This window comes from Paraburkholderia sp. GW821-FHT02A12 (genome assembly GCF_059422005.1).
The window spans coordinates 3,150,747-3,168,358 of record NZ_JBWKWA010000002.1 but is presented as its reverse complement, the minus strand read 5'-3'; the positions used below and the strand labels follow the sequence as shown (position 1 = coordinate 3,168,358).

Here is a 17,612-nt window from a genome sequence, read left to right as displayed (position 1 = left end):
CGTTTTCTCCCGTCGTCAGTCCTCATGCGCGGCGTTCCTGCGTCATGCGCGCTGCCTTGTGCACGCTGGCCGCCGCGGTTCTGGCCGGATGCTCGCTCGTGCCTGCCTATCAGCGGCCCAGTACGCCGCTGGCGCCAAGCTTCGACGGCGCGGCGGGGGCCTCGCTGGCCGATACGGTGCCGGTCAGAAGCGGCTGGTGGCGCGAGTATCACGACCCCGCGCTCGACGCGCTGGTCGAGCGCAGCCTGCGCAACAACTTCACGCTGGCGTCGGCCGTCGCCAGCGTCGAACAGGCGCGCGGCAATGCCGAGAAAGCCGGCGCGCCGCAGTATCCTTCGCTGTCGGCCGGCGGGACTTTTACTCGCAGTCACCAGGGCCGCGGCTCGACCACAAAGAGCCAAAGCCTCTTCGCCGAAGCCAGCTACGAAATCGATTTCTGGGGCTTGAATGCCGCCAACGCCAATGCCGCCGACCTGCTCACGCGCGCGTCCGAATTCGATCGCGATACGGTTGCGCTGACGCTGACTGCCTCGGTTGCGGATACGTATTTTCAGGTGCAGAGTCTGCGCCGCCGTCTCGCGATCGCACGGACCATTTCCGACGACGCAGCGCGCATTCTGCAATTGTTGCTCGCGCAACAAGCTGCGGGCGTCGCGACCGAATTGCAGGTGCAGCAGCAGCGCAATGCGCTTGCCACCTTCCAGGCCGCGGTGCCGGCGCTGCAGCAGCAACTCGACACCAGCGTGCATGCGCTCGCCGTCCTGGTGGGCACGGCGCCCGAACAATTCGCGGTCAGCGAAGCCCCGCTCGCCGACATCGTCATTCCGCTGCCGCGCGCGAATCTGCCCGCGAGCCTGCTCGAAACGCGCCCCGACATCCGCTCGAAAGAAGCGCAGTTGCAATCGGCCAATCAGAGCGTCGGCGCGGCGCGCGCGGCGTTTCTGCCGAACATCGTGCTGACCGCCGACGGCGGCCTCAGCAGCAAGTCGCTGTCGCACTTCCTGTCGAGCCCGTTCGCCAGCATCGCCGCTTCGCTAGCGGCGCCGATCTTCGACGGCGGCGCGCTGCGCGGCCAACTGCATGCGAGCCAGGCGGCGGAGACGAAGAGCGTGGCGGATTACCGGCAGGCCGTGGTGACCGCGCTGCAGGACGTCGAGGATTCGCTGTCGGCGGCGCAGCAGCAGCAACTTGCTGAAGCCGCCGACCAGAACGCCGCCGACGCCGCCCGCAAAGCCGCCACGCTCGCGCAAACCCAGTACACGCTCGGCACCGTCGATTTTCTGACCGTCCTCGACGCCCAACGCACGCTGTACCAGTCCGAAGACACGCTGGTGCAGGCGCGGCTCGCGCGCCTGCAAGCGTCGGTCAGTCTGTTTCGCGCGTTCGGCGGCGGCTTCGGCATAACCGGCGATAGCGATGGCCGTCCCGCTTCCTCTTCTACGCCTTCCCGCTCATGAAACCTGCTGACCTTCCGAAACATGAGGCGCCGCGTGCGCGCAGAAGCCGCGCGCCGCTCGCTGTGGCGTTGGCCGTTCTCGTCGTGATTCTCGTGGCGTGGTTCTGGCCGAGGCACCCGGCTGTCAAACCGGCGCCGGCCGTGCCGGTCAACGCCGGCCATGCGGCGAATCGCGACTTTCCGATCCGCGTCGCGGCGGTGGGCACGGTTCTGGCGCTCAATACCGTGGACGTCAAGGTGCGCGTCGACGGCCAGTTGCAGCGCATCGCCTTCACCGAAGGGCAGGATGTGCACGCCGGGCAACTGCTCGCGCAACTCGATCAGGGACCGCTGACCGCCCAGCTGCACCAGGCGGAAGCGGCGCAGCGCAAGGACCAGGCATCGCTCGACAATGCGCGGCTCGATTTCGCGCGCTATTCGAAGCTGGTCGGAATCGGCGCGGCGACCAGCCAGGCGGTCGACACGGCGAGGTCGCAAGTGGAAGCACTCGCCGCGACCGTCGCCGCGGATGCCGCGCTGGTGCAGAGCGAGCGCCTGCAACTCAGCTTCACGACGCTCTCCGCGCCGTTCACCGGCCGCGCCGGCGCGCGCGAAGCCGATATCGGCGCGATCGTGCATCCGACCGACACGACCGGCATCGTCACGGTCACGCAGATGGAGCCGATTACCGTGCAGTTCTCCGTGCCTCAGGACGTGCTGCCCGACCTGCTCGCCAATCAGGCGAAAGCGCCGCTCGCGGTGAACGTCACCACGCGTTCCGGCAGTTCGCCGCTTGCCGACGGCACGCTCGTGTTCATCGACAGCACGGTCGATCCCACTACCGGCCAGATCAAGCTCAAGGCCTCATTCACCAACAAGGACCGCAAGCTCTGGCCGGGCGAACTGGTGAACGCGCGCGTGCTGGTGCGTACCGATTCGCAGCGTCTCGCGGTGCCGAGCCGCGCGGTGGTGAATACGCAGAACGGCACGCAACTGTACGTGATCGACGCGAACGGCACAGCGCGGATGCGGCCGGTGCAAACCGGTGTCACGGTCGACGGCATGACGGAGATACGCAGCGGCATTGTCCCGGCGGATCTGGTCGTGTTCGACGGACAAAGCCGGCTGAACCCGGGCGTGCATGTGGCGGCGACCATGGTGGCGACGCTCGCCGAGGCGCCGCAGGCCAACGCCAACGCCAACGCAGCGGGCAGCCAGGCTAACCAGGACAATCCGTCATGAGTTTCATGGAGTTGTTCATCAAGCGGCGCATTGCGACCAGTTTTCTGGCGATCGCGGTGCTGCTGGTCGGCGCGGTAGCGTATTTTCTGCTGCCCGTCGCGCCGCTGCCGCAAGTCGACTTTCCGACCATCCAGGTCGTCGCGAAGTTGCCCGGCGCAAGTGCGGAAACCATGGCGACGTCGGTGGCGACGCCGCTCGAGCGGCAGCTGTCGCTGATTTCCGGCGTGACGCAGATGACGTCGTCCAGCTCGCTCGGCAACACCAACATCGCCGTGCAGTTCGACCTGTCGCGCGACATCAACGGTGCGGCGCAGGACGTGCAGACCGCCATCAACGCGGCCGGCGGCAATCTGCCGAAGAATCTACCGAATCCGCCGACCTATCAGAAGGTCAATCCCGCGGACTTCACGTTGCTCTCGCTGGCGCTGACTTCGCCTTCGCTGACGCTCACGCAGCTCGACAGCTACGCCGAAGACTATCTGGCGCAACAGATCTCGCAGATGCCCGGCGTCGGCCTCGTCGATTTCCACGGCCAGCAGCGGCCCGCGGTGCGCATCCAGCTCGATCCGGACAAGCTCGCCGCCCGCGGTTTGACGCTGGAAGACGTGCGCTCGATCGTGGGCGTGCAAACAGTGAATGCGCCGAAGGGCAGCCTGAACGGCCCGGACCGCTCGGTCATCTTCAACGCGACCGACCAGATCACGAGCGCCTCGGAGTATCGCGATCTGGTGGTGGCGTACAAGAACGGCGCGCCGATTCGCGTGTCCGATCTCGGCACGGTTCTGAACGCCGCCGAAGACAACCAGCAGGCCGCGTGGCTGCAACACGAGCGCGCGATCATTCTCGACATTCACAAGCAGCCGGGCTTCAACGTCGTGCAGACCATCGCCAACATCAAGGCGAAGCTGCCGGCGCTCGAAGCGACGCTGCCCGCGGCCGCGCATCTGCACGTGGTGGGCGATCGCACGCAGACCATCGACGCGTCGGTGCACGACGTGCAGTTCACGCTGATGCTGACGATCGCGCTGGTCGTGATGGTCATTTTCTCGTTCCTGCGCAACCTGTGGGCGACGGTGATTCCGAGCCTGACGATTCCGCTTTCGTTGGTGGCCACGTTCGGCGTGATGTATCTGCTTGGCTATAGCCTCGACAATCTGTCGCTGATGGGTCTGACGATCGCGGTGGGCTTCGTGGTGGACGATGCGATCGTCGTGATCGAAAACGTGATGCGGCATATCGAAGAGGGTGTGCCCAGAATGAAGGCCGCACTGCTCGGCGCAATGGAAGTGCGCTTCACCATCGTTTCGATGACGATCTCGCTGATCGCCGTCTTCATTCCGATCCTGCTGATGGGCGGCATTGTCGGCCGTCTGTTTCGCGAATTCGCGGTGACGGTGAGCGCGGCGATCGTGATGTCGGCGCTGGTTTCGCTGACCGTGACGCCGATGCTGTGCGGCTGGCTGATTCGCTTGCCCGAGCCGGATGACGCAGGCTGGATGCGCAAGTTCGAAACGTGGCTCGAAGCGGGCTTTACCGCGGTGGAGCGGCGCTACGAGCGTGGTCTCGATTGGGTGCTGAGTCATCAGAAGCTGATGCTGGCTGTGACGGTGGCCACGATTGCGGCGACCGGCGTGTTGTTCGTCGCGATCCCGAAGGGCTTCTTTCCGCAGGAAGACTCCGGCTTGATCATGGGCGTCGCGCAGGCCGCGCCGGACATCTCGCCTCGCTCGATGTCGGTCAAGATGCAGCAACTGGGCAATCTGATCGAAGCCGATCCGGCTGTCGATAACGTCTACTACTGGATGGGCCCGAATCCGACCGTGAGCCAGGGGCGCGTCATGATCAATCTGAAGCCGTTCAATCAGCGCAAGGACAGCGCGGCGCAGGTGCTCAACCGCCTGAAGCCGAAACTGGCGAAGGTCATGGGCATTTCACTGTCGATGCAGGTGCGGCAGGACATACAGGTGGGCGGCCGCATCAGCGCCGCGCAGTATCAGTACACGTTGCAGGACCCCGATATCAAGGAACTCAATCACTGGGCGGGCGTGCTGACCGACAAGCTCTCGAAGCTGCCGGAACTCGCCGACGTCACCTCCGACCAGCAGGCTGCCGCCACCAGCGCGACGCTCGTGATCGACCGCAGCACGGCGTCGCGCTTCGGCATCACCGCCCAGGCGATCGACGACACGCTCTACGATGCGTTCGGCCAGCGGCAGATCGCGACGCTCTTCACGCAACTGAATCAGTACCATGTCGTCGAAGAAGTGGACCCGAGCTTCCAGTTGACTACCGATGCACTCGCGCACCTCTACGTGCGCTCGCCGTTGACCAGCGAACTGGTGCCGCTCAACACGTTGGCGAGGCTCGAGAACAACGTGTCGCCGATTTCGGTGAATCACCAGGGGCTGTTCCCGGCCGTGACGATCTCGTTCAATCTTGCGGCGGGGCAGTCGCTCGGCAACGCGGTGGCGGCGATTCACCGGGCTGAGGTCGCGGCAGGCAAACCCGATAGTCTGACGGGCTCGTTTCAGGGCACTGCGCAGGCGTTCCAGGCATCGCTCGCGAGCGAGCCGTATCTGATCGCCGCGGCGCTCGTGGTGGTCTATCTGATACTCGGCATCCTGTACGAGAGCGCGATTCACCCGCTCACCATCATCTCGACGCTGCCTTCGGCGGGCGTGGGCGCACTGCTTGCGTTGATGCTGTGCGGTCAGGATCTCTCGATCATGGGGATGATCGGCATCATTCTGCTGATCGGCATTGTGAAGAAGAACGCGATCATGATGATCGACTTCGCGCTCGTGGCCGAGCGGGAGCAGGGGCTGTCGCCGCGCGAAGCGATCCGGCAGGCCTGCGTGCTGCGCTTCCGGCCGATCATGATGACCACGCTTGCGGCGCTGTTCGGCGCGTTGCCGCTCGCGCTCGGTCATGGTGCGGGCGCTGAGCTGCGCGTGCCGCTCGGCATCGCGATTGTCGGTGGCCTGATCGTTTCGCAGATGCTCACGCTGTTCACGACGCCGGTGGTGCATTTGTGGTTCGACCGTCTGTCGCATTGGCTGGAGAAGCAGCGCTCGAGCGGCAGTGTGGTCGAAACGGAATCTGTTAGTTGAGCGCTGACAATCAGATCAATGGCGGGACTGGCTCACACTAAAAGTATGTACGTGGTTGTTATCCAGTTTCGCAAGGCGTGGACAGTCAGCGTAGATAGAAATGGATGGCCATTTCTTTTGCTCTCGATCACAAAGACCGTCGATAGGACAACTCCACCCAGGAACGCTGTCGCAATGTATGGAATGCTGTAGTCGTGAGCCAGACCGAACACCGCCGAGGAGACAAGAATAGCAACGCTTGCTCGACAACGGAGCTTCTGAAGTATGCGGATACAGGCCCACTGATGAAATGCCGTTTCAAGTAACGGCGCCAGCACGCATCCGAACAGAATCATCCGAAAGACGTCATGCTTGCCCCAGCCGGGCCCGCCGACAGAAGATTCGGGACTGACGAGAACGGAAATGACGGACGGTAGCGTTGCAACATAAGTTAGCAATAGGGCGAGTGGAATGAGTTTCACTGTCGGCAATCCGAGAAGCGTCACTTTCAGATTGCTATAGCAAGAACCAACTAAAGTTGCAAATTTGATCATCGAGATACGCTCTCCGGAAAAATAATGCCCAGTCGAGTGACCAGCCATACTCGCAATTCTCCCGCTCTCGCCACCGAAAGCAGCACGCTCCGAAAATGCGTCGGGGCATTGGGTGATCCTCTATTAGCCGGTCCCGCGCCGGCTCATGGAACACATACGCCTCGTACGGTACGAAGTCTGGCGCAGACGACGTTTCGGCCGCCTCGAACTGCACAACGTCAAACCTGAGTTCGCGCTTGAAATAGTGCGCCAGTGTTTCAACGGCGCGACGAAGCGCGATCGGCGAATCGGGTCCAATACGTAGCGGCGCCCCATCATCCAGCCAACGATGGCGACTAAGCGGTAGAGTCAGTGAATAGAAGTCCGGCATCGCGCGCGACGCGCGCTCGAACGCACATCGGCTCTGACTCAACAGCTTGTCGCCCACGCCTCCGTCATTCGGCTCGATCACATCTTTGGCTCGTGCCCCATCTCCCATTCCACCATCCCTTAGAACTGCGCTGTCACCTGAAAACCAACCGTCACGCGCGCGGTCGGGAAGCCCGACGGCTTGTAGACCGGCGTACTCGCGAAGAGGTCGTACGCATAGGCGCCGAATCGCGTGCCAACACTCCCCTTGACGCCGATCACCGCACCGGCCAGTTGCGTACCGACGAGCGCGATCGGCTGCGGGCCCCAAACGCGGCCATAATCGAGTCCCGCATAGAGCGCCTGCCCCGTCTGTCCAATCGGTGCCTGTAGCTCGTTACGCCAGTAGAATCCGCGCGCCGCCGCCAGCATCGTTTCGCCGTCGAAACCACGTACCGTATAGCGGCTACCGATCGTCAGGTCATCGATGTAGTACAGCGTGTTGCCCGTGTACTGGCCGTGAAATGTCGTGACGTACCGGAACGGCTGCTGCGCGATCGCGAACGGCACCGACAAGTTCGCATCAAGCACGGCCATTTTGTAGCGATAGGTAGGGCCACCGCCCGCCGCCAGCACATCGTCTTGTGCGCCGAATGTGCCGATGCCCTGCCTGTACGCGAGCGTGCCATCGAACTGCGCACTGCCGAAGTAGTGCCGATCGGTCAGACCAAGTTCGATGAATGTGTTGTTGCGGCGCTGCTGCGAAATCTCGGTGTCTTCGATGAAACTCTGGCCGAAACGGCGCGACAAGCGCATATACCCGCCGAATACGTCATTCTGGCTGCGCGCTAGAATGCGAGCCAGTTTGAAGTCGACCGTCTTCGAGTTGCCGCTCGCGACGAATGTCTGATTCACGCCGGCGATCTGCTGGTAGTACGCGTTGGTATACGCGGACAGCGTCGCGGTCCAGTAGCCCCACGGAATCGAATAGAAGCCGTTCCAGCCGTGCGAGCCGAGGCGCTTGTCGCCGAATTCGAGATCCTGGCTCATGCCGATGTTGAAGAGGTCGTTCAGGCCGAGTGGGTTGTCGATACCAAGCGAGAGATTGCCTTGCAGCTTGCCGGTCGCGCGTGTGCCCGAATTGTCGATCGATGCAACGACGGTCCACGGCTTGCCGCGCTTCACGTCGAGCACCACGTCACTTTCGCCCGGCAGATCGCCCGGGACGATCTGCATCGAGACATTCTGGCTCGTCACGCGCTTCATCTGCTCCAGGCCTTGTTCGAGGTCGCGCAGGTTCAGCAGTTCACTGTCGCCAGTCGGAAACGCGGTCTTCCACGTGCCGCGCAGCTTTTCATCGGCGAAGTGCACATGACGGATCGTGCCGGGAATCAGCGACAACTTGAGCGTGCCGCTCGACAGGTCTTGCTCGGGGACGAGTACACGTGTCGTGACGTAACCTCGCGACAGAATCGCTTGAGACAGGCCCTTGACCAGCACGTCGATGCCTTGCTTTCCGACGCATTGTCCGGCGTAATGGTTCAGCCATTCACGCGCGAACGCGAAGCGATCCATCGGCAATGCAGACGCGCCTTGGGTCTTGACCGCTTCGGGCAACGTGCCTGGCACATCGAGCGAGAAGTGGTCGATGCGGAAACACGGTTGCTCTCTCGGCAGCGGTGGATACGTTTCAGCTTGTGGCACTTCCGAGCGCACCGATGGGGCTCGCAAGGCCGCGTCGCGCTGCTGGGCGTCCCGTTGCTGCTGGGCTTGACGGTCCTGCTCCGCATTCGCACGTGCAGCTGCTGCGCGATCAGCTGGGGTTGGGGCTTGTTGAGCAGAAACGGAGATCGGCACTAGCCATGCAGCCGACAGTAATACAACAGATGTGCGGATGGTCATGCGCGTGATTTCGTTAAATTCGTTTTATGGCTTGGGTGCAAGGTGGCCTGGAATCCAAACCAGTCAGGATGAAGTTGCCGGTTGTAGCGAACACGCAACCCAGACACGCCCGCCGTTGGCGAATCCTCAAACTCCCGACGCGACGCGGCTTTGAGCGCCTCAATTTCCCGGATGCAGTTCTTCACGACAGATTTTTTGCCCCGACGCGGGTTTTGGCCTAAAGACGCGAGTCTGCCAGAAGAGACCTTTTCCTTATCCCAATTACATTGCATCACGAAGCAGTTTCATCGTCCCGCCGGGTTTGACGGCTCCCGGTTTGCTCAAGGCTAATTTTCTTCGTCGTCCTTGACCTTGTAACTTTCCCGCGCCTGCTTGTAGCTGTTGTCGAAAGGCTTGATGTGGAACATTCGCGCTCGACAGGTCATCCCTCCTACTGCCGCCACACCAAAGCCAATCAATACCAAAACAGCACTCCATATCGAGGGAGGCCCAAATTTTAGTGTGCCGAACATTACACCGAACCCTAACAGGATCAGGCATACACTAGCGCCCCATGTCAAGTTGCCGTCCTCAATGAGTTTCATTTCTTGACTCCCTGATTTGTAAACTTGTTCCAATTAGAATTAATAAAGTCCTGAATGGCATTGGACCAGTTGCTATCGTTAAACTTGTTTGCCGCTTCGTTTATAGCTGGACTCAATTCGGGATACCGGCCGGAAACGGCGTTTGCCGCGATGCCAGTCGCGCCGTTTTCTAAGAGGTCAGTTCAAAAAGGCCGCTCCGTACGCCTGAAGATGTTCCAGCAGACGAGGGCGCAGCTGAGTTTCAAGAACGCTTCGTGAATGTTTGCTCGGCGATCGAAGCGAATACGAAGACGACGGAAGCTGTGGAGCCACGAGTGAGTCCGTTCAACCACCCAGCGGAATTTGCCCAGACCGCTGCCATGTTCAGTGCGACGCTTCGCGATCACCGGCTTGATACCGCGCTCGCGCAGTCGCTGACGATGCGAGTCGGAATCGTAGCCACGATCAGCATAGACGACCTTGGGCTTCTGAAGCGGCCGACCGCGTACGCCGCGAATAGGCGGAATCGCATCGACGAGCGGCAGCAACTGGGTGACGTCGTTTCGGTTCGCGCCAGTCAGGATCGCGCTGATGGGAACGCCGTTTGCGTCGACGAGGATGTGGTGCTTGGAACCGGGTCGCGCGCGATCCGTGGGGTTCGGGCCAGTTTTTCGCCCGCCCCAACGGCCCGTATCGACGAGGAATCGACGGCAGCGTGTGAGAGGTCGATCTGGCCAACCTCGCGCAGCTTGTCGAGCAGCAGTTCGTGCAGCCGGTCCCACACACCAGCCTTCTGCCAGTCGTGCAGTCGTCGCCAGCAGGTTGCGCCGGAGCCAAAGCCCAATCTGGTCGGCAGGTGGTTCCATCGCAGACCTGTCTTCAACACGAACAAGATGCCATTCAGCGCCGCCCGATCCGACACGCGTGGGCGACCAGGATGCTTCTTGCGCCGCGGCTTGGGCGGCGGCAATAACGGTTCGATCAGTATCCACAACTCGTCATCAATAACCGGCGGTTCCATCCCTTGGGTTCCGTTGTTGAGGCAACCAAGGTTAACAGCTTGCTGGGAAAGTAAACAGCCCCCTCACGGGTTTTTGAACTGGCCTCTAAGTATTGGCCAACATCAGGTTTGACAAGTTGAGTGACACCGTCCGCCGCCATGTCTGTCGCGGTAGCAACAAATGCGCCGCTCGATCGTCTCAGGGATGCGGGTGACTTTCCGTAAGGACAAGGAAATAGATACTGAGCGCAATAGCTACGAGAATCGTCAGCATAACGAGAAATAGATTTCGCCAACCTCTGCGAGTTGTTGGAAGGTCGCTTAAGCCCCCGCCTGTACCCATACCCCCGCTGAGAAGTTCGAGAGCGACAAGAAGCAAAGCGGCAATGACCATCGTCGCCTTCGCAATCGCACCGAAGAACAATTCGGCGAAGCGATAGGGCCACATGGAACCGCGCGGCCCTACCGCGGGACGGCGAAATTCTGGATGTTTGTTCGAGAACATGATATTTCCGCAACAATGCGGCTTCGTTAGAAATGCCAAGCTGCTGCTGGTGAGCGCTGCTCACGCTCGCGATGTTAAGGTTTCCGTTACGCTTGAAGCAGACCGCACGCACGAACACGCTGGCTTCCTGCCGGGACACCAGGTTCTGTTCAGCGTCGATTATCGGTTCGGCCACGTCACCATCACGCCCGATTACGACTATAGGGTCGCCGGCAGGTACATGACCTCGCCAGAGACCGAGGCCATGCTGCAAAGACGCAGCAAACAGAACTGAACAACCCACAAACAACAATCCCGGCTCACGCAGGGTTTGCTGCTTGCTCAAGGCTTATTCTCTTCGTCGTCCTTGACCTTGTAACTCTCCCGCGCCTTCTTGTAGCTGTTGTCGAAGGGCTTCAAATGAAGCAGGTTTGCTCTTTCAGCATAGGTCCCAGTGGCCAGAATAACCATACCAACAACAACCCCTATGAACATCGGCATACCGGAAAGTAGCTGATAGGATGCGGCGGCAATAGCAATTCCAGTCGCCCACAGCACAACGCGGAACCATGGAGAGAAATTTCCGTTTTCTATGATTTTCATTTTTTTGGTTTTACGGCGTCGTTTAACTTATCACTCGCTTGCTTTACCGGTCCCGGTCTTGATTGTTACCGGGCTCCACACTTACTTAGTGCTTGAGCAAGACACTCGAGACTCTCAACGTTTCCGTGTAGAACAACGGTGTTGGTGCATAAACATCATTCCCACGTTTCCATCGAGCCGCCGTAATAACGTAGTCTACAAGCCCCTCGATCTGATCAGGGATGATCGCCGTAATCCAGTCCCCCACTGTCTTGGCATCCGGCAACGGATAAATCAACGATCCATTCGGCTTGATCGTCGGATCGAGCGCCGTAGCGGGATCGGCAATCACGCCGTCGCCTTTCTGCCACTGCTCCCCGGTGTACCCGCCCATGCCTTGCGGCACATTCTGCGGTCCAGTGACGGTTCGTCCAATGATTCCGCTGAGCTGGTTGTTCTCAACAACATCAGCATCCGACGCACGCGCCGTTGTCGAAACGGATTTTTTCCCGACGCCTCAACCACTTTCAAGCCACTTCGCCCCGACGCACCGGCCAGCCAACAACTTTTTTCCCCGACGCGACTTTGCGCCTAAAGACGCGAGTTTGCCAGAGGACGCCTTGCGTCCATCTCAATTACATCGCATCACGAAGCAATTTCATCCAGCAGGGTTTGACGGCTCCCGAAGGGAGACGGCAAACCCGGGGGAACAGGGCCGTCGTGCTCCACTGCTCCATAACCGCGTCGACCCTCGTAACTCGATAACGGCACCTCGCTGGCCTCGTGCACTTCTCCGTCAAGGCCGCGCGTGAGCGCGCCGAAGGGCAGCCTTGACGGCCACCAGGGTTCTACGCTTCACCGAAGCTGAACAGCAGTTCGCCCGCCGCTGACTCGCTCACCTGCATGTCATCGGCGTGTGTCACCGCAGGAGCCAGGGGCGATACCTCCTCATTAGCCGCGCTTTCGGCTGCGGCCAGCGTGACCGCTTCGCCTGGCACAGCAATAGCAGCTAAAGAGGAGGCAGGTTTAACGTCCGTCACTTCGTCAACCCGCATCGGCTGTGCAACCGCACAGTAGTGAGCAATACGCTGACGTAAACGAAGCGCGGGCGGTGAGTGCTACCAACACTCACCGCCCGCTGACCACCACCAACTCAGACAAGGAGTTGATATGGCTGACGCCCATCTTAAAGCATTGCACGCTCATCCCGAGCGACACGCCACCGTCCAGCAGATCATGCGCTGGCGGCCCAGCCCCCAAGAGGGAAGACCCTGGCGAACACCACGGTTTTTTCCGTGGCTACGCATCGCCGGCATGTGGCTTGAACAGGCCGGCTTCCCGCCCGGACAGCGAGTGAGAATCCAGGTCGAGCACGGCAGGCTCGTCATCACGCCGGATTGAACGACTCTACAAACGACAAACCCAGCTCGAAGACTGGGTTTGTCGTATAGGTAGTCAATCGAATGGGAAACTATTAAACCGCTCCCCAATATCCATGGAACGGACCATCTGGCGCTACAAGCCTCCAGACATCTCCGGATTGCTTACAGCGGAACCACTTTTCGTCAAACATTTCTCCGGCATATGAGTCTTGGACGGCTACTTGCTCCGCCAACCCGCTAGCCACCTGATCACCAAGCCAAGCGCAGAAACGACGATATTCGCCGGGCGAGGAGAATGTGTCTATCACTTCCCAGTTACACGCGTTCATGGTTTCTTAATCCACGATGGATCAATCTTGACGTCCTTCGGAAACACCACTTGACTGCCGCCACCAACAAGTCCACCTTGCGCAGCGGCAGCACCCTCATAGAATTTTGTTCCAGCGGGAATATCTATTGCGACCACATTAACAGCCGTATTGCCCCATTGCGGATTCAAGGCACTATCGATTATTGACTGGACTGGACCAGCCGGTGGCGTACGCGACCAATACCCTCCAAGTTCGTTAGCTGTACCCCCGTACACTCGATAAAGAGTCGTCGGCTCTTCTACGACGATTTCCGCATAGCTTCCGCCTCTGAATGTATTCGCAATGGCTTGAGGGAGAGGACCTTGATTGAGCGGTCCATATTGTTCAATAAGTTTCGAACCGCTTGCAACGGCCTTCGCTCCAGCACCTTCAATTGCAACGCCCGGCGTCACCGAGTTCGTCACAATCGCCGCCGCAGTCTCCGCCGTAATGATGCCAGCATTCACCGCTGCCACCGGATTCGACAACGCCAGCGCCAACGCATCTGGCGCCAACGATGCCAACGCAGGCACCGCCACTATAGCCGCCGCTGCTCCGGCCACGATCACCGCATTCTTGCCAACCGCGTCATTCATCTGGTTCTGCGCCTGAACCAGTTGCTTGACCTGCTCATCTGTGCACGTCCCCGTCGCGCAGAACGTCTTTACCAGATCGGTTGTCAGCGGATTTTTCTTCGGCGCGAGGATGCTAACCTGATTGTTCTCTACCTCAATTTTGCCAGCACCGGTCGCCGTCGCTACATTCTGCCCTGACATCGCAGCGACGCCGGCAACCAAACTTGTCACCAGATTGTCGCGCGCCTCGCGCTCCGATGCCGGCCACCTCACCTAATATTAAGTTTTCGACCAGATCCGGCGTTCGTCTTATCGGAATTCACCGACCCATCCAAATTTACAACATATTTGAAATTCCCCTTACCATTGAACACTCGCGTCCTCACATCAGACTTGAATCCTCGCCTTCTCAACCAGTCAAGATATCTTTAGGGCACACGATATGTCGGAGCCCATATTTTCCATCGTGCTCGCGAGGAAACCATCCGAAATCGTCGGAAACAATTTTCCCTCCACAGACGAAACACGTGTCAGGCCAACCTTTTTCACGCCATTTAGCGATTACCTCGAAAGGAGCGCCATGAGCATGCGCGGTCCACTCCTTTTTTGAGAAACCAAGCATCTCCGTGACAGGCGGATCGGCTTCGGTCAAATTGTCCATGTACAAGTCATAGACGTTTTCAGCATCCTCCGGCGACAGTCGCCCCCTAATCAAATCATCAAGCAAATCGCGCTTTTTCATCTTTCACCGATTCAGTTTTCTGCCGGGAACAGCGGGTTTGTATAGCTCACCAGTTACCGGGTCCGCAGACCCCAAGTGACGCCCGCGCTTATCGTAGACCTCAATATCGTTATGAGTGTAGTCCCACTCGTACAGGCGATCCCCGTCAGTCCTCACCCCGTTCCCCGATGGCCGAAGTCCCTGCCATACCGGACTATCAGCTTTCGAAGGATTTGTACGTCGAGCGTCATTTTCGTTAGACGCCGAGAAGATGTGGTCGACCAGATCCTTAACGTCATCCGGGATGATCGCCGTAATCCAGTCGCCGACCGTCTTGGCATCCGGCAACGGATGGATCAACGACCCATTCGGCTTAATCGTCGGATCAAGCACCGTAGCGGGATCGGCGATCACACCGTCGCCTTTCTGTCGCTGCTCACCGAAGTACCCGCCCATGCCTTGCGGCACATTCTGCGGTCCGGTGACGGTTCGCCCAATGGAGACCTGGTTGTTCTCAACCTCAATTTTGCCAGCACCGGTCGCCGTCGCTACATTCTGCCCGGACACCGCAGCGACGCCAGCAACCAAACTTGTCACCAGATTGTCGCGCGCCTCGCGCTCCGATGCCGGCAGATTCGTCGACGGCGCAAGCAGACTTCCGAGGACAGAACTGGTCGCCGCACCCATGGCACCTGCACCGCAACTCTGGCTGCTGGCGGCCGCGCCAGCACAACCGACAATCGCATGAAGTGCAGCACGCGCTTCTTCGCTGCCGAGGTTGTCGGCAATCTGCTTAACCTGGTTCGCGCCGAGTTCTTGCAGATAGGCGACCGTCGCATTCTGTGCAAATTGACCCATCCCCCCCGTTACATTACCGCCCGCGGCCACCGACAAGGCCGTCAGCACCTGACGATAGGTGCCGTTCGGCCCCCAATTGGCGTTCAGTTCATCGGCGCGCTGCTGGGCGGCCGCTCGTTGATCCGGCGTCAGATTCGGGTTGTTCGCGGCTGCCTTCGCTGCATCGGCTTCCGCCGCGCGATTCGCCACGAACGTCCCCGCCTGATTGATGAACTGGCTCGTAATGTCGAAGCCGGCCTGGATCTTGTCCTTGTCGAAGATCGGCGCGAGCGCGCCCCCGGTGTTCGACGTGTCGCGATTGATGTTCGCTACCGTTTCGGCCGCAGTCTGTCCCGTCAGTTGCTGCTGCTTCATGCCGTCGGTAATGGTGATGGCGCCGCCACTGATACCGCTCTTCGTCGTCGAATTCGCATCGCCCGACGCGCTGAGGGCTACAGGCGGCGCAACCTGCATTCCGCCATCCCCCTTCGGCAGCGTTGTCCCCGGCACCGGATTCACGTTGTCCGCCGTACCTTTCTGATCCTTGCCGATTTGCCCGCCGACACCGCCCGAAATCCCGACCGACGACGCGTCGTACGATGCATGGTTTTCGATATCGCTATGCGTGAGCGTCGCGGTTGTCAGGCTGTTGACGCCGTCCTGCACCGCCTTGTCGCTGCTCGCGATCACGCCACCCTTGAGATCGGTATTGCCCTTCACGTCGACCTGGAAACCGCCATCGCCCGCTGCTTTGATGCCGGACTGCTCGCCCACCGCCTCGTAGTCGCTGTGCATCTTCTGCTGGTTGAAGTTTGCCGCCGCGCTCGAGGAACCGCCGTAGCAGAAAGGCGGCACACAGACGCTGATCGATACGCCCGCGCTCTGCTGCTTCGAATCGTAATGGTCCTTGTCCTGCAAGCTTTCGATATTCAGGTTGCCGCCCACATCGGCCACGACCTGCTTACCCGATGCGACGGCCCCCCTGAGATTCGTGTCGCCGCCCGATTGGATCGTCAATGTGTCGCCCGCCGTGACGTGCGTATTGGTCCACGTGGTCGAATCGCCGTCCGCGTGTCCGCGATTGCCCGCCACACCCGCATTGAGCGAGAAACCATTTTGCGAACCCACGGTGAATGCAATGCCGACCGACGCGCTCGACCCGCTGCTGGTCGAGTGCTGGTCGCTGGTGTTCTGTGCCGCCTGCAGGTTCACGTTGCCGTCAGCCGCCAGCAGCGCGTTGTTCCCGGCCGAAATCGTGCTGCCGATCACGTTGATATTGCTGTCGGCGCCTGCGCCCGACGCCCCGATCGTGACATTCCGACCTGCCGACAGCGTACTGCCGATAGCCGTGCTCGCCTGGGCTTGCGACTGACTGTCGCTCTTGCTCGCACCGAGCGAAATACTGACCCCGACGCTCGTCGGCGATTGCACCGGATTGCCGCTGGCCGCGCCATCATAGAGGTTCTTCGCCGCCAGTCCCGTGGTGGCCGCCGCCAGTGCCGTCAGACGCGGGTCACCGTTCGTATGTTGCGCTGCTTCCGCCATCTGCCGGCCCGTCTGCACCGCCGCCACAACCGGATTGGTGAATCCGACCGACAAGCCCGCTTGACGGAACTGTTGCTGTTCCGCCTGGCTCATGGTGTCGTAAGCTGAATCGATCGTGACGGTCTTGCCCGCTACGGCGAGATCGTTGCCTGCGTGGAGGAGGCTGCCGGTCGCATGCACGTCATTGCCTGCGTTTACCGTCAGGTTGCCGTTGAGCGCACCGATCGCGCTGCCGTTGTTCGTCACGCTGGCGGATTGCTGCTTGTCCGACTGCGAGCGCGAACCCACCGTCACCGACAGACCGCCATTCGTGAGCAGCCCCGTTTCCTTCTTCTCGTAGTAGCTGGATGATTGCGTCGTATCTTGCGAGGTCTTGATGGTGACGTCGCGTGTTGCCTGCAACGTCACATCGTTTGTGCCGACGATGTTGCTGCCCGTCACGTTGATGTCTCGGTTGCTGACAATGTTGACGCCATCAGCCGACACCGTGCTACCGCATGGCAGTGCTTGCCCGCCCGCAGTCCGTCCGCATCGCCTGAATTCAGCATCACAGGGACCTTTTCGCCTTCAAATTCGATTTATGCAACAACGCCGCGTAGATCACCTACCACCACACCGGGAATTGTTCAATTTGACTCTTTATATGTGCCATTGTGTCTTCGTCGATTCGCGAGCTAAACGCCGCCGTCACAGTCGCGCCATCTAAGCCACTTCGCTTGATTTCCCATGACATTTCCGGCATCCCAGCCGATTTTCCAAGTCGCAAAATGAAATAGTTATTCATATCGGCAAGACTTGCCTCGGCTGCGTCAAGGTCATTCAATCTCGAAACAAACTCATCCCAACTGGAGCAAGCAAACCATAGACTGCTGTGGTAACTAATATCTTGCCCAAACTGCTGTATCTCCGCCGATACTTGCATCCGCATGGACGGAACATGCTCATCCGTTTCGACCACATCGAAACTCAACCGAAACGGCTTCTCAATCCTGATTTCCATATG

At 60.0% G+C, this 17,612-nt stretch carries 18 protein-coding genes and 1 pseudogene; 5 read left to right on the top strand and 14 right to left on the bottom strand.

Annotation, left to right across the window (positions count from 1 at the left end; translation table 11 throughout):
* Positions 1–44 precede the first annotated feature (44 nt).
* From AC07WT_RS35630 to AC07WT_RS35620, 3 genes are read left to right on the top strand one after another with little or no spacing between them, the layout of a single operon-like run.
* Positions 45–1,457 carry an efflux transporter outer membrane subunit gene (locus AC07WT_RS35630; RefSeq protein WP_494950590.1) on the top strand — a complete coding sequence of 471 codons (1,413 nt, stop codon included), beginning with the start codon at positions 45–47 and terminating at the stop codon, positions 1,455–1,457.
* Positions 1,454–2,677, top strand: a complete 1,224-nt coding sequence (locus AC07WT_RS35625) for an efflux RND transporter periplasmic adaptor subunit (protein WP_494950589.1) — start codon at positions 1,454–1,456, stop codon at positions 2,675–2,677. The genes AC07WT_RS35630 and AC07WT_RS35625 overlap by 4 nt, the downstream gene beginning before the upstream one ends.
* Positions 2,674–5,787 (top strand): efflux RND transporter permease subunit, encoded by a 3,114-nt coding sequence (locus tag AC07WT_RS35620; RefSeq protein WP_494950588.1) that lies wholly within the window; start codon positions 2,674–2,676, stop codon positions 5,785–5,787. Before AC07WT_RS35625 ends, AC07WT_RS35620 begins: the two co-directional genes overlap by 4 nt.
* A 32-nt stretch (positions 5,788–5,819) precedes the next feature.
* Here the strand turns inward: AC07WT_RS35620 and AC07WT_RS35615 are convergent, their stop codons facing one another.
* The 6 genes from AC07WT_RS35615 to AC07WT_RS35590 all read right to left on the bottom strand — a co-directional run bounded on the left by AC07WT_RS35615 (position 5,820) and on the right by AC07WT_RS35590 (position 10,638).
* Positions 5,820–6,320, bottom strand: a complete 501-nt coding sequence (locus tag AC07WT_RS35615; protein ID WP_494950587.1) for a CPBP family glutamic-type intramembrane protease — start codon at positions 6,318–6,320, stop codon at positions 5,820–5,822.
* Positions 6,283–6,771, bottom strand: a complete 489-nt coding sequence (locus tag AC07WT_RS35610) for a hypothetical protein (protein WP_494950586.1) — start codon at positions 6,769–6,771, stop codon at positions 6,283–6,285. The genes AC07WT_RS35615 and AC07WT_RS35610 overlap by 38 nt, the downstream gene beginning before the upstream one ends.
* A gap of 38 nt (positions 6,772–6,809) precedes the next feature.
* Positions 6,810–8,570 carry a ShlB/FhaC/HecB family hemolysin secretion/activation protein gene (locus AC07WT_RS35605; RefSeq protein ID WP_494950585.1) on the bottom strand — a complete coding sequence of 587 codons (1,761 nt, stop codon included), beginning with the start codon at positions 8,568–8,570 and terminating at the stop codon, positions 6,810–6,812.
* Positions 8,571–8,896: 326 nt separating this feature from the next.
* Positions 8,897–9,154 carry a hypothetical protein gene (locus AC07WT_RS35600; protein WP_494950584.1) on the bottom strand — a complete coding sequence of 86 codons (258 nt, stop codon included), beginning with the start codon at positions 9,152–9,154 and terminating at the stop codon, positions 8,897–8,899.
* A 182-nt stretch (positions 9,155–9,336) separates the two neighbouring features.
* Positions 9,337–10,154 (bottom strand): IS5 family transposase gene (locus AC07WT_RS35595; protein WP_494947200.1). Its coding sequence is split into 2 segments (ribosomal slippage): positions 9,337–9,806 and positions 9,806–10,154, totalling 819 coding nucleotides; the frame shifts between segments, so codons are not numbered across the junction.
* Between the two features lie 178 nt (positions 10,155–10,332).
* Positions 10,333–10,638: a hypothetical protein gene (locus AC07WT_RS35590; protein WP_494950583.1), complete on the bottom strand. Its 306-nt coding sequence runs from the start codon at positions 10,636–10,638 to the stop codon at positions 10,333–10,335.
* On the opposite strand from AC07WT_RS35590, the gene AC07WT_RS35585 reads away from it, so the two are divergent.
* Positions 10,637–10,912, top strand: coding sequence for a hypothetical protein (locus tag AC07WT_RS35585; protein WP_494950582.1), 276 nt, complete (start codon positions 10,637–10,639; stop codon positions 10,910–10,912). The genes AC07WT_RS35590 and AC07WT_RS35585 overlap by 2 nt on opposite strands.
* 47 nt (positions 10,913–10,959) lie before the next feature.
* On the opposite strand, the gene AC07WT_RS35580 is transcribed toward AC07WT_RS35585, so the two are convergent.
* From AC07WT_RS35580 to AC07WT_RS35570, 3 genes are all read right to left on the bottom strand, one after another.
* Entirely contained in the window at positions 10,960–11,220 is a 261-nt protein-coding gene (locus AC07WT_RS35580) for a hypothetical protein (RefSeq protein ID WP_494950581.1), read from the bottom strand.
* A gap of 85 nt (positions 11,221–11,305) precedes the next feature.
* Positions 11,306–11,593, bottom strand: a complete 288-nt coding sequence (locus AC07WT_RS35575) for a hypothetical protein (RefSeq protein WP_494950580.1) — start codon at positions 11,591–11,593, stop codon at positions 11,306–11,308.
* Positions 11,594–12,047: 454 nt separating this feature from the next.
* Positions 12,048–12,254 (bottom strand): hypothetical protein, encoded by a 207-nt coding sequence (locus AC07WT_RS35570; RefSeq protein WP_494950579.1) that lies wholly within the window; start codon positions 12,252–12,254, stop codon positions 12,048–12,050.
* Between the two features lie 115 nt (positions 12,255–12,369).
* Here AC07WT_RS35570 and AC07WT_RS35565 point away from each other — a divergent pair, with 115 nt between their 5' ends.
* Positions 12,370–12,600, top strand: a complete 231-nt coding sequence (locus AC07WT_RS35565) for a SymE family type I addiction module toxin (RefSeq protein ID WP_494950578.1) — start codon at positions 12,370–12,372, stop codon at positions 12,598–12,600.
* Between the two features lie 306 nt (positions 12,601–12,906).
* On the opposite strand, the gene AC07WT_RS35560 is transcribed toward AC07WT_RS35565, so the two are convergent.
* The 5 genes and pseudogenes from AC07WT_RS35560 to AC07WT_RS35540 form a co-directional block, all read right to left on the bottom strand.
* Positions 12,907–13,728 carry a hypothetical protein gene (locus tag AC07WT_RS35560; protein WP_494950577.1) on the bottom strand — a complete coding sequence of 274 codons (822 nt, stop codon included), beginning with the start codon at positions 13,726–13,728 and terminating at the stop codon, positions 12,907–12,909.
* Between the two features lie 187 nt (positions 13,729–13,915).
* Complete coding sequence (locus tag AC07WT_RS35555; protein ID WP_494950576.1) at positions 13,916–14,248, bottom strand: hypothetical protein; 333 nt, start codon at positions 14,246–14,248, stop codon at positions 13,916–13,918.
* A 3-nt stretch (positions 14,249–14,251) separates the two neighbouring features.
* The gene (locus tag AC07WT_RS35550) at positions 14,252–14,404 is read right to left on the bottom strand and encodes a colicin E3/pyocin S6 family cytotoxin (protein ID WP_494951127.1); all 153 of its coding nucleotides are present in this window, start codon (positions 14,402–14,404) and stop codon (positions 14,252–14,254) included.
* A gap of 78 nt (positions 14,405–14,482) precedes the next feature.
* Positions 14,483–17,113: pseudogene (locus tag AC07WT_RS35545) on the bottom strand (hemagglutinin repeat-containing protein); the annotation flags it as partial.
* A gap of 100 nt (positions 17,114–17,213) precedes the next feature.
* On the bottom strand, positions 17,214–17,609 hold the full coding sequence (locus tag AC07WT_RS35540) for a hypothetical protein (protein ID WP_494950575.1): 396 nt from the start codon (positions 17,607–17,609) through the stop codon (positions 17,214–17,216).
* Positions 17,610–17,612 lie beyond the last annotated feature (3 nt).

Coding starts and splice junctions, on each gene's coding strand:
- AC07WT_RS35630 (WP_494950590.1), top strand. CDS start 45: ATGCGCGCTGCCTTGTGCACGCTGGCCGCCGCGGTTCTGGCCGGATGC.
- AC07WT_RS35625 (WP_494950589.1), top strand. CDS start 1,454: ATGAAACCTGCTGACCTTCCGAAACATGAGGCGCCGCGTGCGCGCAGA.
- AC07WT_RS35620 (WP_494950588.1), top strand. CDS start 2,674: ATGAGTTTCATGGAGTTGTTCATCAAGCGGCGCATTGCGACCAGTTTT.
- AC07WT_RS35615 (WP_494950587.1), bottom strand. CDS start 6,320: ATGATCAAATTTGCAACTTTAGTTGGTTCTTGCTATAGCAATCTGAAA.
- AC07WT_RS35605 (WP_494950585.1), bottom strand. CDS start 8,570: ATGACCATCCGCACATCTGTTGTATTACTGTCGGCTGCATGGCTAGTG.
- AC07WT_RS35600 (WP_494950584.1), bottom strand. CDS start 9,154: ATGAAACTCATTGAGGACGGCAACTTGACATGGGGCGCTAGTGTATGC.
- AC07WT_RS35585 (WP_494950582.1), top strand. CDS start 10,637: ATGATATTTCCGCAACAATGCGGCTTCGTTAGAAATGCCAAGCTGCTG.
- AC07WT_RS35590 (WP_494950583.1), bottom strand. CDS start 10,638: ATGTTCTCGAACAAACATCCAGAATTTCGCCGTCCCGCGGTAGGGCCG.
- AC07WT_RS35580 (WP_494950581.1), bottom strand. CDS start 11,220: ATGAAAATCATAGAAAACGGAAATTTCTCTCCATGGTTCCGCGTTGTG.
- AC07WT_RS35575 (WP_494950580.1), bottom strand. CDS start 11,593: ATGGGCGGGTACACCGGGGAGCAGTGGCAGAAAGGCGACGGCGTGATT.
- AC07WT_RS35570 (WP_494950579.1), bottom strand. CDS start 12,254: ATGCGGGTTGACGAAGTGACGGACGTTAAACCTGCCTCCTCTTTAGCT.
- AC07WT_RS35565 (WP_494950578.1), top strand. CDS start 12,370: ATGGCTGACGCCCATCTTAAAGCATTGCACGCTCATCCCGAGCGACAC.
- AC07WT_RS35555 (WP_494950576.1), bottom strand. CDS start 14,248: ATGAAAAAGCGCGATTTGCTTGATGATTTGATTAGGGGGCGACTGTCG.
- AC07WT_RS35540 (WP_494950575.1), bottom strand. CDS start 17,609: ATGGAAATCAGGATTGAGAAGCCGTTTCGGTTGAGTTTCGATGTGGTC.